This is a genomic window from Alphaproteobacteria bacterium (assembly GCA_030740435.1).
Lineage (GTDB): Bacteria > Pseudomonadota > Alphaproteobacteria > UBA2966 > UBA2966.
Genome location: JASLXG010000048.1, coordinates 1 through 21854 on the forward strand (window position 1 = coordinate 1; position 21854 = coordinate 21854).

General features: G+C 67.4%; 21 protein-coding genes. 16 read left to right on the forward strand and 5 right to left on the reverse strand.

Annotated elements, in window-relative coordinates:
• The 8 genes from QGG75_05575 to QGG75_05610 form a co-directional block, all read left to right on the forward strand.
• Window positions 1-714 (forward strand): group II intron maturase-specific domain-containing protein (locus tag QGG75_05575; protein ID MDP6066712.1); only part of this gene is annotated, 714 nt, incomplete at its 5' end.
• A gap of 224 nt (window positions 715-938) precedes the next feature.
• On the forward strand, window positions 939-1751 hold the full coding sequence (locus QGG75_05580) for a peptidylprolyl isomerase (protein MDP6066713.1): 813 nt from the start codon (window positions 939-941) through the stop codon (window positions 1749-1751).
• A 39-nt stretch (window positions 1752-1790) separates the two neighbouring features.
• Complete coding sequence (locus QGG75_05585) at window positions 1791-3041, forward strand: sarcosine oxidase subunit beta family protein (protein MDP6066714.1); 1251 nt, start codon at window positions 1791-1793, stop codon at window positions 3039-3041.
• Window positions 3042-3045: 4 nt separating this feature from the next.
• A complete protein-coding gene (locus tag QGG75_05590; protein MDP6066715.1) occupies window positions 3046-3324 on the forward strand; it encodes a sarcosine oxidase subunit delta in 279 nt (92 codons plus the stop codon).
• The gene (locus QGG75_05595) at window positions 3324-6308 is read left to right on the forward strand and encodes a sarcosine oxidase subunit alpha family protein (GenBank protein MDP6066716.1); all 2985 of its coding nucleotides are present in this window, start codon (window positions 3324-3326) and stop codon (window positions 6306-6308) included. Before QGG75_05590 ends, QGG75_05595 begins: the two co-directional genes overlap by 1 nt.
• Complete coding sequence (locus QGG75_05600; protein MDP6066717.1) at window positions 6301-6915, forward strand: sarcosine oxidase subunit gamma family protein; 615 nt, start codon at window positions 6301-6303, stop codon at window positions 6913-6915. The genes QGG75_05595 and QGG75_05600 overlap by 8 nt, the downstream gene beginning before the upstream one ends.
• 58 nt (window positions 6916-6973) lie before the next feature.
• The gene (locus tag QGG75_05605) at window positions 6974-8527 is read left to right on the forward strand and encodes an AMP-binding protein (GenBank protein MDP6066718.1); all 1554 of its coding nucleotides are present in this window, start codon (window positions 6974-6976) and stop codon (window positions 8525-8527) included.
• 13 nt (window positions 8528-8540) lie between these two features.
• Complete coding sequence (locus QGG75_05610) at window positions 8541-9593, forward strand: isocitrate/isopropylmalate family dehydrogenase (GenBank protein ID MDP6066719.1); 1053 nt, start codon at window positions 8541-8543, stop codon at window positions 9591-9593.
• A 51-nt stretch (window positions 9594-9644) separates the two neighbouring features.
• Here the strand turns inward: QGG75_05610 and QGG75_05615 are convergent, their stop codons facing one another.
• The 5 genes from QGG75_05615 to QGG75_05635 all read right to left on the reverse strand — a co-directional run bounded on the left by QGG75_05615 (window position 9645) and on the right by QGG75_05635 (window position 15179).
• Complete coding sequence (locus QGG75_05615; protein ID MDP6066720.1) at window positions 9645-10892, reverse strand: MFS transporter; 1248 nt, start codon at window positions 10890-10892, stop codon at window positions 9645-9647.
• 8 nt (window positions 10893-10900) lie between these two features.
• Window positions 10901-12121, reverse strand: a complete 1221-nt coding sequence (locus tag QGG75_05620) for an MFS transporter (protein ID MDP6066721.1) — start codon at window positions 12119-12121, stop codon at window positions 10901-10903.
• On the reverse strand, window positions 12118-13773 hold the full coding sequence (locus QGG75_05625; GenBank protein MDP6066722.1) for an AMP-binding protein: 1656 nt from the start codon (window positions 13771-13773) through the stop codon (window positions 12118-12120). The genes QGG75_05620 and QGG75_05625 overlap by 4 nt, the downstream gene beginning before the upstream one ends.
• Before the next feature lie 94 nt (window positions 13774-13867).
• The gene (locus QGG75_05630; GenBank protein ID MDP6066723.1) at window positions 13868-14692 is read right to left on the reverse strand and encodes a dienelactone hydrolase family protein; all 825 of its coding nucleotides are present in this window, start codon (window positions 14690-14692) and stop codon (window positions 13868-13870) included.
• 1 nt (window position 14693) lies between these two features.
• Window positions 14694-15179, reverse strand: a complete 486-nt coding sequence (locus QGG75_05635; protein MDP6066724.1) for a cache domain-containing protein — start codon at window positions 15177-15179, stop codon at window positions 14694-14696.
• A 153-nt stretch (window positions 15180-15332) separates the two neighbouring features.
• On the opposite strand from QGG75_05635, the gene QGG75_05640 reads away from it, so the two are divergent.
• The 8 genes from QGG75_05640 to QGG75_05675 all read left to right on the forward strand — a co-directional run bounded on the left by QGG75_05640 (window position 15333) and on the right by QGG75_05675 (window position 21836).
• Entirely contained in the window at window positions 15333-16868 is a 1536-nt protein-coding gene (locus QGG75_05640; GenBank protein MDP6066725.1) for a trimethylamine methyltransferase family protein, read from the forward strand.
• 41 nt (window positions 16869-16909) lie between these two features.
• On the forward strand, window positions 16910-18421 hold the full coding sequence (locus QGG75_05645; protein ID MDP6066726.1) for a malonyl-CoA synthase: 1512 nt from the start codon (window positions 16910-16912) through the stop codon (window positions 18419-18421).
• On the forward strand, window positions 18418-19305 hold the full coding sequence (locus QGG75_05650) for a DUF1932 domain-containing protein (protein MDP6066727.1): 888 nt from the start codon (window positions 18418-18420) through the stop codon (window positions 19303-19305). The genes QGG75_05645 and QGG75_05650 overlap by 4 nt, the downstream gene beginning before the upstream one ends.
• A 102-nt stretch (window positions 19306-19407) precedes the next feature.
• On the forward strand, window positions 19408-20127 hold the full coding sequence (locus QGG75_05655; protein ID MDP6066728.1) for a Crp/Fnr family transcriptional regulator: 720 nt from the start codon (window positions 19408-19410) through the stop codon (window positions 20125-20127).
• Window positions 20128-20334: 207 nt separating this feature from the next.
• On the forward strand, window positions 20335-20574 hold the full coding sequence (locus QGG75_05660; protein MDP6066729.1) for a hypothetical protein: 240 nt from the start codon (window positions 20335-20337) through the stop codon (window positions 20572-20574).
• Between the two features lie 53 nt (window positions 20575-20627).
• Window positions 20628-20861 carry a hypothetical protein gene (locus tag QGG75_05665; GenBank protein ID MDP6066730.1) on the forward strand — a complete coding sequence of 78 codons (234 nt, stop codon included), beginning with the start codon at window positions 20628-20630 and terminating at the stop codon, window positions 20859-20861.
• 341 nt (window positions 20862-21202) lie between these two features.
• Window positions 21203-21412, forward strand: coding sequence for a cold-shock protein (locus tag QGG75_05670; protein MDP6066731.1), 210 nt, complete (start codon window positions 21203-21205; stop codon window positions 21410-21412).
• Between the two features lie 163 nt (window positions 21413-21575).
• Window positions 21576-21836: a hypothetical protein gene (locus QGG75_05675; GenBank protein ID MDP6066732.1), complete on the forward strand. Its 261-nt coding sequence runs from the start codon at window positions 21576-21578 to the stop codon at window positions 21834-21836.
• Window positions 21837-21854: the final 18 nt, after the last annotated feature.

Genomic DNA, 21854 nt, shown 5'->3' on the forward strand with positions numbered 1-21854 from the left:
CGGCAGCAGGGAACGCCACAAGGCGGGCCGCTGTCGCCGCTGCTGTCGAACATCCTGCTCGACGACCTGGACAAGGAACTGGAACGGCGGGGCCATGCCTTCTGCCGCTACGCCGACGACTGCAACGTCTATGTGCGGTCACGGCGGGCGGGGGAGAGGGTGCTGGCATCACTGACCCAGTTTCTGGACAGGCGGCTGAAGCTCAAGGTCAACGAAGCCAAAAGCGCCGTTGACCGACCGTGGAAACGGACCTTTCTGGGCTACTCCGTGAGCCACCATCACAAGCCGCGACTGAAAGTGGCGGCAGCCTCGGTGGTGCGGTTCAAGGGCACGCTACGGGAAGTGTTCCGCCGGGGACGGGGGCGCTCCCTGGCCCAGGTCATCGAGGAAATCACCCCGATGCTGCGCGGCTGGACGACGTACTACCGGCTGGCGCAAGTGAAGGGTGTCTTCGAGATCCTCGATGGATGGCTGCGGCGCAGGCTGCGGCTCATCCTCTGGCGCCAGTGGAAACGGCCCCGCACCCGAGCCCGGAAACTGATGCAACGAGGCCTCGACAGGGAACGGGCGTGGACAGCCGCCTTGAACGGCAGGGGGCCCTGGTGGAACGCCGGATCCTCCTACATGCACCAAACCTACCCGACATCCTTCTTCCGGGGTCTCGGTGTGCCATCTTTCATCGAGCAACTCCACCACCCGCAGCGCACTTCATGAACCGCCGTATACGGATCCGTACGTACGGTGGTGTGGGAGGAGGGGTGCCGCAAGGCCCCCTCCTACCCGATCCGGACGGCCGGCGGGCGGCAGTCGCCGCCGTTGCACGAAAAGACCAAGCGCAAAAAAATACATCGCTCACGGCTGCGGAACAGAAATCAATTGTCGCCGCTCTGCCCCTGGGGTAGGCAGGGGGCCGATCCCAGTCAGCCCGAGGTCAGGTTATGAGACGTCTTTTGCTGCCGCTGCTGCTTGGCCTCTCGGCCACCACCACTACCGCTCTGGCCGGGCCCGCGGCTGGCGACGTCGTGGCCACGGTCAACGGCGCGCCCCTATACCGCTGGGAGGTTGCCATGATGCACCAGGCGTTGCCGCCGCGTTTTCGCAATCTGCCGCTCGAGCGCCTTTTCGATCAACTGGTGGAGCGCATGATCGACCGCCGCCTGGTGACCCAGGCGGCACGGCGGGTGGGGCTGCACGAAAAGCCCGAGGTCAAGGCCCGCATCGTCTTCCAGTCCGACGAGGTACTGTGGCAGGAGTACCTCAAGATCGCCGTCGAGGGTGAGATCAGCGAGACCAGCCTGCACCAGGCCTACGATGCCATGGTGGCCAAGCAAGCGCCCAAGCTCGAGGTCCACGCCCGCCATATTCTGGTAAAAGAGCAAGAAGAGGCCCGCGACATCATCAAAAAACTCAACGGCGGTGCCGGCTTCGCCGAGATGGCACGGCGGCATTCCACCGGTCCCTCGGGGCCCAAGGGTGGCGATCTCGGCTACTTCGGCAAAAGCCAGATGGTGCCGCCCTTCGCCGAAGCCGCCTTTGCCATGGAACCCGGGAACTATTCCCAGACACCGGTGCAGACGCGCTTCGGCTGGCACATCATCCTGGTCGAGGACCGGCGCCAAAAGCCGGCGCCGAGCTTTGCGGAAAGCGCACCTGAGCTGAAGGCCGAACTGAGCCGCGGCCTGGTCGCCGAGCGGGTGGCCGAGCTGAGGAAAGGTGCCCAGGTGACCAGAACCAAGAGCGGTGCCAAATGACCGCGTGACAGGCTTCGCCGCTTTGCGCGAGAATTCGTCATGAGCCGCTATTCCATCTTCGGCCTGGTGCGCAACGCGCTTTCCCACCGGCCCGACTGGCCTCAGGCCTGGCGCAGCCCCGAGCCCCAGCCGGCCTACGACGTCATCATCATCGGCGGCGGCGGCCACGGCCTGGCCACGGCCTACTACCTGGCCAAGGAGCACGGCATCTCCAACGTCGCCGTGCTGGAAAAGAGCTGGCTGGGCGGCGGCAATACGGGGCGCAACACCACCATCATCCGCTCGAATTACCTGTGGGACGAAAGCGCCAACCTTTACGAAAAATCGCTCAAGCTTTACGAGGGGCTGAGCCGGGATCTCAACTTCAACATCATGCTGAGCCAGCGCGGCGTGCTCAACCTGGCCCACACGCTGGGCGACATGCGCGAGCTCTCGCGGCGCGTGGCCGCCATCCGCCTCAATGGCATCGATTCGGAAATCCTCGATACCGCCGAGGTCAAGGCCATGGTGCCGCTCTTGAACGTCTCGCCCCAGGCGCGCTATCCCGTGCTCGGGGCCTCGCTGCAGCGCCGCGGCGGCACAGCCAGGCACGATGCCATTGCCTGGGGCCTGGCCCGGGCCGCCGATGGCCTGGGCGTCGACATCATCCAGAACTGCGAGGTCACCGGCATCAAGCGCCAAGCCGGCCGGGTGACGGGCGTCGAGACCAGCCGCGGTACCATCGAGGCCAAGAAAATCGGCATCTGCGTGGCCGGGCATTCCAGCGAACTCGCCGCCATGGCGGGCCTCTGCCTGCCCATCGAGAGCCATCCCCTGCAGGCCATGGTCTCTGAGCCCCTCAAGCCTCTGCTCGACTGCGTCGTCATGTCCAACCAGGTGCACGTCTACGTCAGCCAGTCGGACCGCGGTGAGCTGGTCATGGGCGCCGGCATCGATCACCACATCGGCTACAGCCAGCGCGGCGGCCTGGCGGTGCTGTCGGAGACCATCGCGGCGGCGCTGGAGCTGTTTCCGGTGTTCAGCCGGGTGCGCCTGCTGCGCCACTGGGCCGGCACCGTCGACACCTGCCCCGACGCCAGCCCCATCGTCGCCAAGCTGCCGCTGGAAGGCCTTTACCTGAATGGCGGCTGGGGCACCGGCGGCTTCAAGGCGACACCCGGCGCAGGCTGGGTCTTCGCCCACACCATCGCCCAGGACCGGCCGCACGCGCTGAATGCGCCCTTCTCGCTGGAACGCTTCACCTCGGGTGCCCTGATCGACGAACACGGCGCCGCGGCCGTGGCGCACTAATGCCATGCTGAGTATCCCCTGCCCCTGGTGCGGCCCCCGCGACGAGGAGGAATTCTCCTACGGCGGCGAGGCCCACATCACCAGGCCCCAAGACCCGGCGGCGCTGAGCGATGCCGAGTGGGCCGATTACCTCTTCATGCGGCAAAACACCAAGGGCCGCTTTCATGAGCGCTGGGTGCACAGCCAGGGCTGCCGGCGCTGGTTCAACATCACCCGCGACAGCGCCGACAACCGCCTCATCGCCGCTTACCGCATGGGCGAGCAGCCGCCGGAGGAAGGCTGATGGCGGGGCGCCTCGACGAGGGCGGCCGCATCGACCGGCAGCGGCCGCTGCGCTTTCGCTTCAACGGCCAGGGCTACCAGGGCTTTGCCGGCGACAGCCTGGCCTCGGCGCTGCTGGCGGCCGGCCGTGGGCCGCTGGCACGGAGTTTCAAGTACCACCGCCCGCGCGGTCTCATGGGCCTGGGCGCCGAGGAGCCCAACGTGGTGGTGCAACTGGAGACCGGCGATCGCTCGACACCCAACCTGCTGGCCAGCCAAATCCCGCTCTATCAGGACCTCAACGCCCGTAGCGTCAACTGCTGGCCCGGGCCGGGCTTCGATCTGGGCGCCATTATCGAGCCCTTTTCGCGCTTCATGCCGCCCGGCTTCTATTACAAGACCTTCATGTGGCCGGCGGCGCTGTGGCCCCTTTATGAGCGCATTATCCGCAGCCGTACCGGTCTCGGCAGGGTGCCCGAGGAACCGGATCCCGAACGCTACGATCACATGCACGCGCATTGCGACGTGCTGGTGGTGGGCGGCGGCCCGGCCGGCCTGGCTGCGGCCCTGGCGGCCGGGCGCCTGGGGGCCCGGGTCGTGCTGGCCGACGAGCAGACCGAGTTCGGCGGCAACCTGCTGGGCAGCAGGCAAACCATCGACGGCGCCCCGGCCCTGGACTGGGTGGCCAAGGCACTCGAGGATCTGGAAAAGCGCGACGAGGTGACCCTGCTTTCGCGCACCACGGCGGCGGCCTATGGCGACCATAACTACCTCACGCTGATCGAGGAGCGCGCTGGCGAAACCCCACCTGGCGCCAGCCGCCAGCGCCTGTGGCGCCTGCGGGCGCGACAGGTGGTGCTGGCCACCGGCGCCATCGAACGGCCGCTGGTCTTTGCCGGCAATGACCGGCCCGGCGTCATGCTGGCCTCGGCGGCGCAGGGCTATCTCAATCGCTACGCCGTCAAGCCGGGCCGGCGCGCCGTGGTCTTCAGCAACAACGACAGCGCTTATGCCGCCGCCCTCGACCTGGCCCATGCTGGCATCGCGGTGAGCCTGGTCGACGCCCGGCCGGAGCCCACCGGCGAGCTGCCCCAACGGGCCGGCAAAATGGGCATCGAGATTCTCGAGGGCCGGGTCGTGGTGGCGACTCGCGGCCGGCGCCGGCTGAAGGGCGTCGAGGTTCGGCGTCTCGGGGCGGACGGCGGCCTGGGGGACGAAGCCAGACACCTCGATTGCGACCTGCTGGCCATCTCGGGCGGCTGGAGCCCGGCCGTGCACCTGCATTGCCACGCCGGCGGCAAACTCGCCTGGCGCCCCGAGGACGCCTGCTTCGTACCCGCCGCCACGCCCCAGTCCTCGCGTGCCGCGGGCGCCGCCAACGGCACTTTCGGACTGAAAGGCTGCTTGGCCGAGGGCCGCAATGCCGGCACCGATGCGGCCGCCGAGGCCGGCTTCCTGCGTCGCGGCCGGGCACCCAAGGCGCCGCAAGCCGAGGACACAGCGGACCAGCCGCTGCTACCGCTTTGGCAAGTGCCAACGCCAACCGAAGCAAAGGCGAAAGCCTTCGTCGACATACAGTATGACGTCACCGCCGATGACATCCGCCTGGCCGCCCGCGAGGGCTATCGCTCGGTCGAGCACATGAAGCGCTACACCACGGCCGGCATGGCCACCGACCAGGGCAAGACGGCCGGCGTCAACGCGCTGGCCATCCTGGCCGACGAGCTGGGGGCCGGGATCGCGGAGATCGGCACCACGACCTTTCGGCCGCCCTACACGCCCGTCAGCCTGGGCGCCCTGGCCGGGCGGCGGGTCGGCCCCTTCGCCGACATCATCCGGCGCACGCCGCTGCACCACTGGCACGAGGGCGCCGCTGCCCGCTTCGAGGACGTGGGCCAGTGGAAACGGCCCTGGTACTACCCCCGGGCCGGCGAGGACATGCGCGCCGCCGTCAACCGCGAATGCCTGGCGGCGCGCCAGGGCGTGGCCATCCTCGATGCCACGACGCTGGGCAAGATCGATATCAAAGGCCGCCATGCGGCCGAATTCCTCGACCGGGTCTACTGCAATTCCTGGCAAAGCCTGGCGCCGGGACGCTGCCGTTACGGCCTGATGCTGGGCGATGACGGCATGGTCATGGACGACGGCGTCACGGCCTGCCTGGGCGAGGATCACTACCTGATGTCGACGACGACGGGGAACGCGGCCCGGGTGCTGGGCTGGCTCGAGGAATGGCTGCAAACGGAATGGCCCGAGCTCGAGGTCTACCTCACCTCGGTCACAGAGCACTGGGCCGTGGCCGCAGTTTCCGGGCCGCTGGCACGCCGCCTGCTGGCTGAGCTGGCGCCCGAGCTCGACCTGGATCCAGAATCCTTTCCCTTCATGGCGGTGCAAAGCGCCACGGTGGCGGGCATCCCGGCGCGCATCTTCCGCATCAGTTTCACCGGCGAGCTCTGCTTCGAGATCAACGTGCCGGCGAGCCACGGCATGGGGCTTTGGACGGCCCTGATGACGGCCGGCGAGAAGTACGGCATCACACCCTTTGGCACCGAAGCCATGCACGTGCTGCGGGCTGAAAAGGGCTATGTCATCGTGGGCCAGGATAGCGACGGCACGGTGACGCCCGATGATCTCGGCCTGGGCGCCATGGTGGCGCTGAAAAAGCCCGACTTCATCGGCCGGCGCAGCTTGCACCGCGCCGACACCACGCGCCCCGACCGCAAGCAACTGGTCGGATTGTGGCCTGAGAACCCCGAAGAGGTGCTGCCCGAGGGCGCCCAGATCGTCGCCGAGCTGCACGAGCGGCCGCCCATGCCCATGATCGGCCACGTCACCTCGAGCTATTACAGCGCCAACCTGGGCCGCTCGTTCGCCCTGGCCCTGGTGGCCTCGGGGCGCGACCGGCTGGGCCAGACGCTGCACCTGCCGCTGGCCGGCCACATCGCCCGGGCCGAGGTCACGGACACCGTCTTCATCGATCCCCAGGGGAGCCGGTTGCGTGGTTGAAGGCTATCTCAGGCAGAGCCCGCTGGCGCACCTCCACCTGCCGGCCCGGGCCACAGATTCGGCGGGGGCCGGCGTGGTGATGGCGGAACGGCCTTTCCGTGGGCTCGTCAATTTGCGCGGAGATGCCGGCGACAAGGATTTTTGCCGGGCCGTGGCCGAGGTGCTGGGTGAGACCCCGCCTGGCGAGCCCAACACCACGGCCGGCTCGAGCCCACGCCTGTTCTGGCTCGGCCCCGACGAGTGGCTGGTGATGACGGCCGAGGACGGTGGCTCGGCCGTGGCCGCGGCGCTGACCTCGGCGCTCTCGGGCCTGGCCGCCGCCGCCACCGACATCAGCGAAAGCCGCACCATCATCGACCTCTCGGGGCCACGAGCCCGCCAGGTGTTGATGAAGGGCTGCGGCCTGGACGTCCACCCCCGCGCCTTCCCCAGCGGGGCTTGCGCCCAGACGCTGCTGGGCCAGGTCGGCGTACTGCTGCACTGTCTGGATGCCGAGGCCGGACAGTACGAAATCACAGTGCCGCGCAGTTTCGCCGAATACCTCTGGGCCTGGCTCGAGGACGGGGCCCTGGAATACGGCCTGGCGGTGGCAGCCGAGGAAATCTGAAAACGCCGTGGTCCATGACCCCCGCATTCCCGAACGCCAGGCCTCTGTCATACCGGCCATGCTCGAGCGCTGGGCCCATGAGACGCCGGAGAAGGTGTTTCTGGTTTTCGCCGACGGCGAGGCCTGGAGCTTTGCCGAGACCCGGAGCCGGGCGCGCCGGGCCGCCGCCGGCCTGCAGGCGCTGGGTGTCGGCCGGGGCGATCACGTGCTGTCCTGGCAGCCCAACGGCAAGCAGGCCATCACAACCTGGTTCGGCCTGAATTTCCTGGGCGCGGTCTACGTGCCGATCAACACCAGCTATCGCGGCAGTCTGCTGGAGCACGTGGTGGCGCTATCGGATGCCCGCCTGCTGGTGGCCCACAGCCAACTGCTGCCCCGCCTGGCCGAGGTCGGGCAGGGCCAGCTCAGCGACGTCGTGGTCAGCGGCGGGCCGGCCCCAGACATCGCCGGCCTTCGCTTCCACGACATAGCGGTGCTCTCGCCAAGCGAGGAGACCGAGGCCGAACCGCCGGTGGAACCCTGGGAGACCCAGTACATCATCTTCACCTCGGGCACTACGGGGCCCTCGAAGGCGGTGCTGTCGTCTTATTTGCAGACCTGGTCAATGGCCGTCGAATCCGCCGATTATCTCGGGGCCGACGACCGTTTCCTGGTCAACCTGCCGCTCTTCCACGTCGGCGGCACCATGTTCGTCCATGGCATGTTGGCGCGGGGCGGCTCGTGCTTGGTGGTCGAGGGCTTCGAGACCGACATGTTCTGGCCCCAGGTGCGCCGGCACGATGTCACCTCGACCTGCTTCGTCGGCGCCATGACGCCCTTCCTGCTCAAGCTGCCGCCCAGCAACCGCGATCAGGAGCACCCCATGAGGGTGGGGGTAACGATTCCCTGGAACGAGGATTCGCTGCGGTTGGGCCAGCGCTACGGCATCGAGATGCGCACCGCCTTCAACATGACGGAGATCTCGGCGCCCATCGTCTCGGAGCCCAATCCGCCCCAGATCGGCACCGCCGGCAAGCCCCGGCCCGGCATGGAGGTGCGGGTGGTCGACGAAAACGACTGCGAGGTGGCGCCGGGCGTGGTGGGCGAGCTGATGGTGCGCAGCGATCGGCCCTGGGCGCTCAATCACGGCTATTACAAGGACCCCGAGGCCACGGCCCAGGCCTGGCGCAACGGCTGGTTCCATACCGGCGACGCCTTTCGCTACGACGACGAGGGCAATTTCTTCTTCGTCGACCGCATCAAGGACGCCATTCGGCGACGCGGCGAGAACATCTCGTCCTTCGAGGTCGAGTCCGAGGTTACGCTGCACCCCGACGTGGGCGAAGCAGCCGCCATCCCGGTGCCCAGCGAGTTCAGCGAGGACGAGGTCATGGTGGTGGTGGCCCCGGTGCCGGGGCGCGAGGTCGAGCCCGAGGCGCTTTTTCACTTTCTCGAGCCGCGCCTGGCCCACTTCATGCTGCCGCGCTACATCAGGATCGTCGACGACTTGCCCAAGACGCCGACCCAGAAGATCCAGAAACACCTGTTGCGCGACGACGGCGTGACGGCAGCGACCTGGGACCGCGAGGTCGCCGGCATCAAGGTCAAGCGCGAACGCATCGGCGACGGCTGACCGGAACCTCACCATGTCCCAGAACGCTTTTCGCATCGCCGTGATGCCCGGCGACGGCATCGGTCCCGAGGTCATGGCGCCGACGCTGGCGCTGCTCGACGCCGTGGCCGCCCGGGTTGGCGGTTTTGCCTTTCACTTCGAGCACCACGCCGTCGGTGCCGGGGCTTACCTGGAAAGCGGCACGGCGCTGAGCGACGAGGCTCTGGCGGGGGCCGAGGCCGCCGACGCCATGCTGTTCGGCGCCGCCGGTGATCCCGGCGTGCGCTACCCCGACGGCACCGAGATCGGACCGCAGCTCACGCTGCGCGAGACTTTCGGGCTTTATGCCGGGGTGCGGCCGATCCGCGCGCTGCCCGGCGGCCCGACGGTGCTGGCCGATCCGCGGGGCCGCGACATTGACCTGGTCATCGTGCGCGAATCCACCGAGGGCCTATTCGCCTCGCGCCGTTTGGGCACGGTCGAGGACGACGTCGCCCGCGGCGTCATGGAGATCACGCGGGCGACATCCGAGAAGCTTTTCGATTTCAGTTTTGCGCTGGCCCACCGGCGCCGAGCCCGGGGCCGGCCCGGCCGGGTGACCTGTGTCGACAAATCCAACGTCATTACGGCACTCGCCTTCTTTCGCGCCATCTTCGACCAGAGCGCGGCGGAGCATCCCGGGATCACGGCCGACCACGCCTACATCGATGCCACGGCGCTCGATCTGGTGCGCCAGCCCTGGAACTTCGACGTGCTGGTGACCGAGAACATGTTCGGCGACATCCTCTCCGACCTGGGCGCCGGCCTGATCGGCGGCATGGGATTCGCCCCCTCGGCCGACATCGGCGACCGGCACGCGGTCTTTCAGCCCTGCCACGGCTCCGCCCCCGACATCGCCGGCCAGGGCCTGGCCAATCCCACGGCGATGTTCCTCTCGGCCGCCCTGATGCTCGACTGGCTGGGCCGGCGCCATGGCCTCGAGGCCTGCCACCAAGCCGCCGAGCTGATCGAGGCGGCGGTCGACGGCAGCCCCGCCGGCACGGCCGCGGTGACCGGCGCCGTCATGGCGCGCCTTGGCACCACATGAGATGGCGGACCGCCTGCCTGTTAGGTCCCTGCCCTCGAAACTCCGAAACCCTTAGGCCGGCTGTAGGGCCGGAGTCTGGCGGTTGAAGCGCACCAAGAGGGTGCCGACGATGGCGAGATTGAGGATGTTGAAGGCGACGCCCACGGTAAAGGCGATCTGGTACGAAGCCGTGAGATCGAAGATGAGACCGCCCAGCCAGCCGCCCAGCGCCATACCGATGGTGCCGAAAAGGTAGATCACGCCAAGCCGCCAGCCGCTCTCGCCGGCCGGGTAGAGGTCACGAATGATCATCGTATAGGTCGGCACGATACCGCCGAAGCTGAGGCCAAACAGCGCCGCCACCAAGTAGAGGGCGCCCAGGCTCTCGGCCATGGTAAAGAGCGTCAGCGTGATGGCCTGCAGGCTGGCGCTGATGAACAGCGTGCGCAAGGACCCGATTCGGTCGCAAAGCGCCCCGAAGCCGATGCGGCTCGCGGTGCCGCAGGCCAGCAGCACGGCCAGCATCTCGGCCGCCCGGGCCGTGGGGTGGCCGAGATCGCTGGCGTGGGCGACGACATGCACCATGGGCATAGCCATGGCGACGCAGCAGCCGATGATGGCCAGGCTCAGAAGCCCCAGCACCAGGTTGGGCTTGAACCCCAGCACGCGCCCCTCCTCGCCGCCGGCCGGCGCCGTGGCGGCAACCTCGGCCAGCGGCGGCGGCCGGCGGAAAATCAGGCACATGGGCAGCATGGCGGCCAAGGCCAAGAGGCCGAGCAGGAAATAGCTCTGGCGCCAGCCGTAGTTTTCCATGACGTAGCGAAAGAGCGGCGGCCAGATCACGCCGCCGACGGACTGGCCGCTGATGACGATGGCCACGGCAACGCCCCGGTAGCGCTGGAACCAGTGCGTCACGTTGGCCACCAGCGGCGAAAACATGACGCCGTTGCCCAGCAGCCCGAGCAGCACCGCATGCACCAGCAGCAGACTCACGGGCCCCTCGCTGAAACCCGCCGCCAGGGCGCCCAGACCGACGCCGAACGAGCCCAGCAGCGCCGGCTTGAGCATGCCGACGCGATCCGACCAGCGGCCCATGGCGATGCCGCCGATGCCCATGCCCAGCATGACCAGCGAAAAGCCCGCCGAGGGCACCCAGCGCGGCACCGCGAACTCGGCGGCGATGGTCTTCAGGCCCACCACCACGCCGTAAGTGCTACCGACGGCAAAGCTCATCAGCAACATCGAGAGCAGGGCCACGGTCCAGGCGTAGCCCCGATCGACGGCCGATGGGGCCGATTTTTCCCAAATGCGCGGGCTCATGGCCGGTCTCAAGCGGCCTGGGCCACTATGCCGCCCCGGCCCTGGCGGCGCTCGCGGCCCAGCAGCATGCCGATGATGACCAGATGGCCGATGTTGAAGACCACGCCCAGCGCGAAGGCCCACTGGTAGGAGGCCCAAACGTCGAAGACGAAGCCGCCCAGCCAACCGCCCAGACCGGCGCCCACGGTCCCGAACAGCATGATCACGCCGATCCGCCAGCCGCTTTCGGCGGCGGCAAAATGGTCGCGGATGATCAGGGTGTAAAGCGGCACGATGCCGCCAAAGCTGAGGCCAAACAGGACCGACAAGAGGTAAAGCCCGGCCAGGCCGTCGACGAAGAGATAAAAAGACAGCACCAGGGCCTGAAAACCCGAAGCCACGAGCATCGCCTTAAAGGCGCCGATGCGATCGGCCAGCAGCCCGAAGGCCAGCCGGCTGGCGGTGCCGAAGGCCAGCAGCACGGCCAACATCTCGGCCGCCCGGGCAGTCGGGTGGCCGAGATCGCTGGCATGGGCGACGATGTGCACCATGGGCAGCGCCATGGGCACGCAACAGGCCACGATGGCCAGGCACAAGAGACCGAAGAGCAGGTTGAGCGGGAACTCCAGCGGTCGCTCGCTGCCCGCCCCGGCCGCCTCGGTCGCCGCCGCTTGCATCGGCCGCCGGCGGCGCAGCAGCAGGCAAAGCGGCAGCATGGCAACCACTACCAGGCCATACCAAAGATAGGTCTCACGCCAGCCCGTCTCGTCGATGGAGTAACGAAAAACAGGCGGCCACAAGGCGCCGCCGAGGCTCTGGCCGCTGATCACCATGGCCACGGCCAGGCCGCGGCGGCGTTCGAACCAGTGCGTGATATTGGCCACCAGCGGCGCGAACAGGGCGCCGTTGCCGAAAAAGCCGAGCAGCAAGGCCTGGGCCAGAACGAAGGTCAGCGGCCCGCTGCTGGCCCACACCGCCAACGCCCCCAGCCCGAGGCCCAAGCTTCCCACCAGCGCCGGTCCGAACATGTCGGCCCGGTCCGACCAGCGGCCGAAGACGATGCCGCCGAGGCCAATGCCCAGCATCAACAGGGCATAGCCAGCCGAAGGCACCCAGCGCGGCACGGCCAGGTCCAGCGCCACCGGCTTGAGGGCCACGACGATGCCGTACATGCCGCCGCTGGCCAGCACCATGAGCAGCAGCGAACCGCCCGCCACCGCCCAGGCATAGCCGCGATCAGTGGCGCTCAAGCGCCGCTCTCCGGGGTCAATTCCTTGGCCATCTCGCGCAGCTTGAATTTCTGGATCTTGCCCGACGGCGTGCGGGGAAATTCGGCGACTATCTCGAGCCTTTCGGGCAGGTAGTTGCGGGCGATCTTGCCCTCGTTGAGGAAGGCCACCATGGCCTCGAAGTCGAGGCTCTGGCCGTCCCTGAGCTGCACGAAGGCGCAGCCCCGCTCGCCCAGACGCTCATCCGGCATGCCCACCACGGCCACGTCCTGCACCGCCGGATGGCGGTAGATCAGTTCCTCGACCTCGACCACCGGCACGTTTTCGCCGCCGCGGATGATGACGTCTTTCGAGCGCCCCGTGATGCGGATGTAGCCCTCGTCGTCAATGTGGGCCAGATCGCCGGTCTCGAACCAGCCCTCGGCGTCGGTGCCGTGGAGTTCGGGCCGCTTGAGGTAGCCTACGAAGGAGGCGTGGCCGCGGGCCTGCAGGCGTCCCTCCCGGTAGTTTGGCAGAGGCCGGTCCTGATCGTCGACCACCCGCACCTCGAGACCGTCGAGCGGCAGGCCGTCGGTTTCGGCCGCTTTCTCCGGCCGATCCTCGGGCCGGGTGGTGGTGAAGGCGCCGTTCTCGGACATGCCCCAGCAGGAAACGATGGTGACGCCAAGCTTCTCGCGCGCCCTTTGCACCAAGGCCGGCGGGATGGGAGCGCCTGCGCATAGAAAAGTGTGCAGCGATTCCAGTTCGTGATCGCCCGCTGCCGCGACTTCCGTGAGATCGGCCAGGAAGGGTGTCGAAGCCATGGTGAAGGTGACGCCCTCGGCGGCGATCAGCCGGGCCGCCCGGTGGGGGTCCCAGACGTCCTGTAGAACGCCCGTGGCCTGCATCATGATGGGCATCACCAGGCCGTAGAGGAACCCGGTCTGATGCGCCACCGGCGAGGCCATGAGGACAACGTCGTCGGAGCCCAGGCCGAGGCGCTTGACATAGAGTTCGACGCCGCCGTGCAGCGTGTTGGCGGTATGCAGCACGCCCTTGGGCTCGCCCGTGGTACCCGAGGTGTAGAGCACCTCGATGACCTCGTTGGGGCTCGGTCGGCGCTCGGCGAAGATCGCCTGGGCGTCCAATTCGTCCTCCCAGCGGCGCTCGATGAACTGTGCCTCGAAAGAATTCTCGCCCTCGCCGCAGACGGCAAAAACGTGCTCGAGTTTGGGCAGCTCGGGACGCACGTCGGCGATCATTTCCGGGTAATCGAAGGCCCGGAAGCTTTGCGGCACGAAGATGGCCCGGGATTCGTTCAGCCCCAGCATGAAACCGAGCTCGCGCTGGCGGAAGATCGGCATCAAGGGATTGGTGACGGCGCCGATGCGCATACACGCCATGTGCAGCGCCGGAAACTGCCACCAGTTGGGCAATTGGATCGAGACCACGTCGCCCGGCTCGATGCCATGGCCCACCAAGCCCAGCGCGATGCGCGTCACCATGGTGTCGAACTCGGCATAGCTGTGCCGCGTGGTCTGGCCCAAAGTGCTGTTGAGGCCGATGTAAGCAGGATGGTCGGGACGCGCCGCCACGGCGGCGTCGAGATAGTCGATGACCAGCTTGTCCAGCCAATGTCCGGCCGCCGCCATGGCGTCGATACGGGCCTTGGGCAGGATACACTCGATCGCCATCACCACTCCTCCCTGTGATCTTGCGCCCTATGACACACAAAAGGCTGGCTTTTGCCAATGGCAAAGCAGCAGAAAATCGTTGAGCCGCGCCGAGCTATCGGGCTTGCGGCCTGAGGACGGCACGGAAATGGGCGTTGGCGCGGCGCCGCGCGGCGCTGGCCGTGGTGGCGTCGAACTTCCAGGCGATCTTGCCGGACAGGCTGCGGTGGCGCGAGGAAAAGCGCTGCTCGCCCCGCTTGTCGAAGCCGTGGTACTGGCCGGGAAAGACCTGCACCTGGGCCAGGCCCGGGCGGCTGGCGGCCCAGCGCGGACAGCGCCGGGCGCCGCCGTTGAAGTCGCGGGCGCCGATCAGGATCAACAGCGGCCCCTGCCCCTGGGCCCGGCCGGAGCCGCCCTGGCTGCATTCGGGGTAGAAGGCAACGCTGACCGAAAACCCCGCCTCGCCGCCGCGCAGCCAGTCGCGGCGCAGCGTTTCCTGGCTGGCCAGCAACACAACCTCGGCGCCCGCCGCGAAACCCAGCAAACCGATGCGCAGAGGATCGACCCGGCCCTGGCGGCGCAGCGCCCGCAGTGCCCCGAAGACGTGGCGCACCAGGATCTTGGGCGCCGGCGCCTGGCTGTCGCGCACATAGCCGCCGCGCTTGAAGTCGAGCTCCAAGACGGCGATGCCATCGTCCAAGAGCGCCCCGCCGTGATAGGCATAGCGCCGGTCCGGCCCCTCGACGGCGTGCAGCATGATTACCGCCGGCACCAGCACGGCACCACCGCGCGGCAGCCGCAGGATTGCGCCGAAGGTGCGCGAGATGCGTTCGTCGGCGCTTTTGAAGCTGAAGTCGAGGCGGCTTTGGGCGCCCACGGGTGGCGCCACTAGCGCCGCCGCCAGCGAAAGGGCAAGAAAACAGCCAATGCGGTTTCTCATCTCACACCCCCACCACGCCGTAGATCCCGACACCGATGATGAAGGGCCCCGCCTGCAGCAGGAAACTCGCCTTGGGCTGCAGCTTCCGGGTGCAGGGATTATACCAGGTGTACTGGATCCAGGCCCGGCCGCGGCGTTGCACAAGTCGCAAGCCCTCCTGGAAGATGGAGCGGCCGTCCGGGTCGCGGCTGCCCAACACGTTGGAACCGATCAGCTCGGGAAAACGCCCGTTCACCCACATCAGACCCTCCAGGTCGAAGACGAAAACATAGAGGTCGCGCTCCATGAAGCCGGCAGCGGGATCGAGGAAGCCGGCAAAGGCCGCCTCGGGACCCAGCCGGCGCAGGTGCTCGGCGGCGCGTTGGGCCAGGGCCTCGGCCTCCTGCGGCGTTCCGGGGCGCCGGCAGGGTCCCTCGGCCGGGGCCGGCGCGGCGCCCAGCATAAACACCAGGACCAAGCCCAGCGCCACGGTCAAGAGCTTGCGCATGCCACCCTCCGGCAAGCGATACCGGCGCTTATTGTGGCGCCGCCGGGGCAGGCACACAAGGCCGCCCGAGCGGCTGCTGGGGATCGCTTTGCGGCTTTTCAAAGGCCGTCTTCCCTATCTATTGTGGCGCCTTGTCAGGCAAGGATTAGAGCCATGAGGCGGGATCAACGCAAAACCGACCGGCGCCGGGCAGGTGGGCAGCAAGGCGGCGCACCGACCCAAGCGGCCTGGCGCCAGCCGCGCAACCCCTATCGCCCCCAGGAGATCTTTTCGGCCGACCAGATCGAGGCCATCCACGCCGCCTCGCTGATCGTGCTGCAGGACATCGGCATCAATTTCCTGCTGCCCGAAGCCTGCGAGCTGTGGCGCCGCGCCGGTGCCGCGGTCGAGGGCGATGGCCCGCGGGTGCGCTTCGAGGCGGGCCTGATCGAAAGCCTGATAGGCAGCCTGCCGGAGCGCTTCACGCTGCACGCCCGCAACGCCGAGCGCCACCTCGAACTGGGCGGCGACGCCGTCGCCTTCTCCGTGGTCAGCAGTGCCCCCAACGTCAGCGACCTGGAGCGCGGCCGCCGGCCGGGCAACTTCGCCGACTTTTGCGACCTCCTGCGCCTGGCCCAGGCGCTCAACGTCTGCCACCTGATCGGCGGCTATCCGGTCGAGCCCATCGACCTGGATCCGGCGACCCGCCATCTCGACGCCGTGGCCGCCATGCTGCGCCTCAGCGACAAGGTGGTGCAGGGCTACGCGCTGGACCGCCAACGCATGGCCGACGCCATCGAGATGGTGCGCATCGCCCGGGGCCTTGGCGATTACGAGCTCGAGCAGCAACCCAGCCTCTATACCGTGGTCAACGCCAACTCGCCGCTGCAGTACGACAATCTCATGCTCGAAGGCATGATGGAAATGGCCAGGCACAACCAGCCGGTCGTGGTGACGCCTTTCACCCTGGCCGGAGCCATGGCGCCGGTGACGCTGCCGGGCGCCCTGGTGCAGCAGAACGCCGAAGCCCTGGCCGGCCTGGCTTTTACCCAGGTGGTGCGGCCGGGCGCTCCGGCGGTCTATGGTTCTTTCACCTCCAACGTCGACATGAAAAGCGGCGCCCCGGCCTTCGGCACCCCCGAATACGCCATGGCCACCATCGCCAGCGGCCAGCTGGCACGGCGCTACAAGGTGCCGCTGAGGACCTCCAACGCCACCGCCGCCAACGCCCCCGACGCCCAGGCGGCCTATGAATCGCAGATGTCGATCTGGAGCTCGCTGCTGGCCGGCGGCCACATGCTCAAGCACGGCCTGGGCTGGCTCGAGGGTGGGCTTTGCGCCTCCTTCGAGAAAGTGGTGATCGATGCCGAAATGCTGCAGATGATGTCCGCCTTCCTCGAGCCGCCAAGCATCGATAGCGCCAGTCTGGCTCTCGAGGCGATGCGCGAGGTGGGACCGGGCGGCCACTACTTCGGCGCCGCCCACACCCTGGAGCGCTACGACAACGCCTTCTACCAGCCGCTGCTTTCGGATTGGCGCAACTTCGAGAGCTGGAGCGAAGACGGCGCCCGCGACGCCACCCAGCGCGCCCACGGCATCTGGCAGATGCTGCTGGCGGAGTACGTCGAACCGGCCATGGACCCGGCCGTGGCCGAGGAACTCGAGGCCTTCGTGGCGCGGCGCAAAGCCGAGGGCGGCGCCACCGCCTGAACGATTCCCACCAAGCCTGAATCGCACTATCGTCGGCCCCCATGACAGAAAATCTCTACGCCCTCTTCGAGAGTCGTTTTCCCGCCGACCGTGGCGCCACCTTCCTCGACGCCCTCGACGGCCGGGTGTTCTCCTACGCCGATCTCGAAGACTGGACGGGCCGTCTGTCGCGGCTGCTGGACAAGACCGGCGTGGGCCTGGGCGATCGCGTGCTGGTGCAGGTCGAGAAATCGCCGGCCGCGGTCATGCTTTACCTCGCCTGCCTGCGCCACGGCGCCGTCTTCGTGCCGCTGAACACGGCCTACACGGCCCGCGAGGTGGCATTTTTCGTCAATGATGCCGAACCGGCGCTGGTGGTCTGCGATCCGGCCCGCCGGGAGGAGACCGCCGAGCTTGCCGGTAGCGCCCGGGTGCTGACGCTGGACGCCACCGGCCAGGGCACGCTGTCCGAGGGGACGAAAGCCCTGGACGGTGATGCCCCGGTGGCCGAACTGGCGGCCGACGACCTGGCTTGTATCCTCTATACCTCGGGCACCACGGGGCGCTCGAAGGGCGCCATGACGAGCCACGGCAACCTGGCCGCCAACGCCCTCGATTTGCACCGCATCTGGGGCTTCGAAGCGGCCGACGTGCTGCTCCATGCGCTGCCCATATTCCACGCCCACGGCCTTTTCGTGGCCCTCAACACGACGCTGCTCAACGGTAGCGGTATGCTTTTCCTGCCCCGTTTCGAGGCCACCGAAGTGGTGCGGCTGTTGCCCCGGGCAACGGTCATGATGGGCGTGCCGACGTTCTACACGCGGCTGCTGGCCAGCCCCGATTTCACGGCCGAGCTCTGCCGTCACATGCGGCTCTTCATCTCGGGCTCGGCGCCTCTGCTGGAGGAAACCTTCGAGGCCTTCGAAGCGCGCACCGGGCAACGCATTCTGGAGCGTTACGGCATGACCGAGGCCGGCATGATCACCTCCAACCTGCTGGCCGGCGAACGCCTGGCCGGCAGCGTCGGATTTGCGCTGCCCCAGACCGAGGTACGCGTCGCGGACGAAAACGGCGGCGTGCTGGGCCCGGACCAGATCGGCGTTCTCGAAATCAGCGGCGCCAACGTCTTCCAGGGCTACTGGCGGCTACCCGAAAAGACGGCCGAGGAGTTCCGCCCCGACGGCTGGTTCATCACCGGCGACATGGCGCGCCAGAATACCGAGGGCCGGGTGACCATCGTCGGCCGGACCAAGGACCTGGTGATCTCGGGCGGCTTCAACGTTTACCCGAAGGAGGTCGAACTGCTCATCGACGAGCTCCCTGGCGTCGCCGAATCGGCGGTCATCGGTCTGGCGCATGCCGATTTCGGCGAGGCCGTGACGGCCGTCGTGGTAGCCGGAGACGAGGCCCCGGCGGAGAGCGAGATCATCGCCGGGCTGAAAGCGCAACTGGCTGCCTACAAAGTGCCCAAGCGGGTTGTCTTCGCGGCGGAGCTGCCACGCAACGCCATGGGCAAGGTCGAGAAGAACCACCTGCGTGAGAGCTACGCCGGACTTTACGAGGGCGCCAAATGACCACCATCGGCCTCCTGGGCACGGGCGACATGGGCGCCGCCGTGGGCCGGGCGCTGGGCGGCCACGGCCACCGCCTCGTCACTTCGCTGGCCGGGCGCAGCGAACGCTCGTATGCCCTGGCGGTGGCGGCCAGCATCGAGGACGCCGGTGATCTGGCGGCTTTGATGAGGCAATCCGAGTTGGTGCTGTCGATCCTGCCGCCGGCGGCGGCGCTGGAGGCGGCCGCCCAGGCCGCTACGGCGATGGCGAGCCCGCTTCCCACCTATGTCGACTGCAATGCCGTGTCGCCGGCGACGGCTACGAAGATCGCGGCGCTGCTGCAGGCCGTGGACGCCCCTTTCATCGACGGCTCCATCATCGGCGCGGCACCGGGCAAAGGCGTACCGCCGCGCTTTTTCGTCAGCGGCGCCGACACCAGCGCCATGCAGGCCCTCGACGGCCAGGGCATCGACGTGAGGGCGCTGGGCTCCAGGCCGGGCCAGGCCTCGGCCCTCAAGATGTGCTACGCCGGGCTGACCAAAGGCACCTTCACGCTGCATACGGCAGTGCTGTTGGCGGCTCATAGACTGGGTCTGGAGAGCGAGCTGCGGAGCGAGCTGGAGTACAGCCAGGCCAAAGTGCTCGAACGCATGACCGCCATCGTGCCCTGGCTGGCGGCCGATGCCGGGCGCTGGATCGGCGAGATGGAGGAGATCGCCGAGACCTTTGCCGGGGTCGGCCTGACGCCGGACTTCCACCGCGCCGCGGCCCAGGTCTTCGCGCTGCTCGACGCCACTCCGCTGGCCGCCGAGACCCGCGAGAGCCGCGCTGCCGAACGCCGCCTCGAGGACGCCATCGCCATCTACGCCAAGGCCCTCGATGAGCCGGACGCTCCCGGGACCTGAGCAGGCCGCCGCCAGCCCCGAGGACAATGCCCGGTTGACGGCTGGCGGTCTGCCTCGACATGATAGCCCAAGCGCGAACGCAGGCAGCAGGGGCGAGGTGCCGTGACCGAGATCGACGACAGGGCGTTAGCGAACATTGGCCTCTTTGAGAGCCTGACCAGCGACGAGGTGGAGAAGTTGCAGCGCCGCAGCGCCTGGCGGCGCTTTGTTCCCAACGAACAGATCCTCGACCGCATGAGCGCCAACCAGGAGGTGTTCTTCGTCGTCGAGGGCGCCGTGCGGGTGGTCAACTATTCGCTGACCGGGCGCGAGGTGGCTTACGCCACGGTACGCGCCGGCGGCTATTTCGGCGAACTGGCGGCGATCGACGGCGAGCCGCGCTCGGCCAGCGTGGTGGCCACCGAGAACTGTCTGTTGGTCAAGCTGCCGCCGAACGTCTTCATCGAGCTTTTACAAAACTATCCAAGAATCTCGCTCGACGTCATGCGCCGCCTGACACAGATCGTGCGGCGTTGCGACAACCGCATCATGGATCTCAGCACCCTAACCGCCATCCGCCGGGTCTATGTCGAACTGCTGCGGCTTTGTGAGCCCGATCCGGCCTCACCGGGCGGCTTCATTATCCGGCCGCTGCCGACCCACAGCGACATCGCCGCCCGGGCCAGCACCACGCGCGAGACCGTGGGCCGGGTGATCGGGCAGTTGGCCGGCGACGAGATCGTGGTACGCAAGCCACGCACCCTTTTTATCCGCGACCGCGACCGGCTCGAACTGCTGGCCGAAACCATCGACATCGAACGCGACGAAGAACTGGCTCGTTAAGGGCCTTTTCAAGTTCGACAAGATTCCATCGTCGTCGTGATAGCGATCACAGACGAGCACCCGTTCTGCACCTAGGGTGTGCCCTATCGACGGGCCGCAGACCACGGCAACCCCCACCGCGCAGCGGTCTCGATACGGGAACGAAATCTAACGAAATTTGACGAAATCTAACGAAATCTAACGAAACCTAACGTGCAGGAGAACATCATGAGTGACCAAAGTTCAGCAGGCGTCGAGCAAGGCGGCAAGTCCGGTGGCGATGCTTCGGCAGGCGCCGGTGCGGGTTCCTATTCGGGTGCCAGCGCTGGGACCAGCCAGTGGGGCGCCAGTGGCGCCGAAGCCGACACCCACGCCCATTCGGGCGCCGGGGCCTATGCCGGTGCCGGGGCTTCCGGCGGTGACGTCACCGACCAGACCCGCATCGGCTCGATCAACGTGAGCTCATAGGGCTCCTGAAAGCCGACGAAATTCGCCGGCAAGCCAAATTGAAGGAGAACATCATGAGTGACCAAAGTTCAGCAGGCATCGAGCAGGGTGGCAAGTCGGGCGGCGATGCCGCGGCCGGCGCCAGCTCGGAATCCTCATCCTACGCCTCTGCCCACACCTGGCAGTCTGGTCGCCCCATCGATCCCACGGTGGCCGGCTCGGGCGCTTATTCGGGCGCCGGCGCGGGCGCCTCGGGCGGCGACGTCACCGATCAGACCAGCATCGGTTCGATCAACGTCAGCTCGTAAAAATCCTGAGGATTTCTCCTCTTCATTACGTGTCTTTTGGTAAATCTTCCTTATTCCTCCCTGTGACTTAAAGCCCCGCCCCAGTGGCGGGGCTTCCTTTGTCGCCAACGCCTATTGCTGATTCCCCTTGCTTTTTTCGGTCCACCTGGGTCAATTGGAGAGTGAGGATTCCGCACGCTGGGGACTGATCCGGACTATCGCTATGGAAATCGGCCGGAAACCGCTTCGGCAGTGTGGATTCTTGCGACCGGCGAAGCCGCTCCTGGGCGGCCCGCTAACTTTAGAGCGAGGCGGAGCCACGATTGGCGGCCCGCCCAGATAGAAGTGCGAAAGGACTACCCATGGCGACGGGAACAGTGAAGTGGTTCAATCCCAACAAGGGCTACGGCTTCATCCAGCCGAGCGACGGATCCCGCGACGCATTCGTGCATATTTCGGCGGTTGAGAGGGCGGGTCTGAGCTCGCTCGAAGAAGGCCAGAAGGTCGAGTTTGAACTCGTGCCCGGCCGCAACGGCAAATCATCCGCAGAGAACCTCGTCCTGGTCGACTGATCCACCAGAATGGCAACAAGCACCTCGCGTGCCTGGCCCCATTCAGTGCCCATGGCCGGACCAACTGGATTTCGGACATATTTGATCTCTCGACCCCGACCGTGTGGGGCATCAGGCGGCGTGTCGCCCAGTAACCTGGAAGGCGCCGTTAGAAAGGACCAAATTGGCTCGCAAGCCTAACTACCGATTCGAGCGTCTGGCCCGCGAAAGAGCCAAGGCAGCCAAGAAAGCCGCCAAAAGAGCTGCGCGGACCAAGGCCAAGGAAGACAAAGCAAACCTGCTGAACCCGGAAGCGATTGATCCGGAAACGGGCGAAGTGATTGCGGCCGAAGCCGGTACGGGCGAGGAGGCCACGGAGGGCGAGGCGGATACGGCCGAAGAGCAATCAGTATCGCCGGGAACGGTAGAGCCGGAACTGCGCTGAGTGACCTCGGCCTTCGGC

Coding starts and splice junctions, on each gene's coding strand:
- QGG75_05595 (MDP6066716.1), top strand. CDS start 3,324: ATGGCGGGGCGCCTCGACGAGGGCGGCCGCATCGACCGGCAGCGGCCG.
- QGG75_05645 (MDP6066726.1), top strand. CDS start 16,910: ATGACAGAAAATCTCTACGCCCTCTTCGAGAGTCGTTTTCCCGCCGAC.
- QGG75_05640 (MDP6066725.1), top strand. CDS start 15,333: ATGAGGCGGGATCAACGCAAAACCGACCGGCGCCGGGCAGGTGGGCAG.
- QGG75_05660 (MDP6066729.1), top strand. CDS start 20,335: ATGAGTGACCAAAGTTCAGCAGGCGTCGAGCAAGGCGGCAAGTCCGGT.
- QGG75_05665 (MDP6066730.1), top strand. CDS start 20,628: ATGAGTGACCAAAGTTCAGCAGGCATCGAGCAGGGTGGCAAGTCGGGC.
- QGG75_05615 (MDP6066720.1), bottom strand. CDS start 10,892: ATGAGCCCGCGCATTTGGGAAAAATCGGCCCCATCGGCCGTCGATCGG.
- QGG75_05635 (MDP6066724.1), bottom strand. CDS start 15,179: ATGCGCAAGCTCTTGACCGTGGCGCTGGGCTTGGTCCTGGTGTTTATG.
- QGG75_05590 (MDP6066715.1), top strand. CDS start 3,046: ATGCTGAGTATCCCCTGCCCCTGGTGCGGCCCCCGCGACGAGGAGGAA.
- QGG75_05630 (MDP6066723.1), bottom strand. CDS start 14,692: ATGAGAAACCGCATTGGCTGTTTTCTTGCCCTTTCGCTGGCGGCGGCG.
- QGG75_05580 (MDP6066713.1), top strand. CDS start 939: ATGAGACGTCTTTTGCTGCCGCTGCTGCTTGGCCTCTCGGCCACCACC.
- QGG75_05610 (MDP6066719.1), top strand. CDS start 8,541: ATGTCCCAGAACGCTTTTCGCATCGCCGTGATGCCCGGCGACGGCATC.
- QGG75_05670 (MDP6066731.1), top strand. CDS start 21,203: ATGGCGACGGGAACAGTGAAGTGGTTCAATCCCAACAAGGGCTACGGC.
- QGG75_05625 (MDP6066722.1), bottom strand. CDS start 13,773: ATGGCGATCGAGTGTATCCTGCCCAAGGCCCGTATCGACGCCATGGCG.
- QGG75_05605 (MDP6066718.1), top strand. CDS start 6,974: ATGCTCGAGCGCTGGGCCCATGAGACGCCGGAGAAGGTGTTTCTGGTT.
- QGG75_05650 (MDP6066727.1), top strand. CDS start 18,418: ATGACCACCATCGGCCTCCTGGGCACGGGCGACATGGGCGCCGCCGTG.
- QGG75_05585 (MDP6066714.1), top strand. CDS start 1,791: ATGAGCCGCTATTCCATCTTCGGCCTGGTGCGCAACGCGCTTTCCCAC.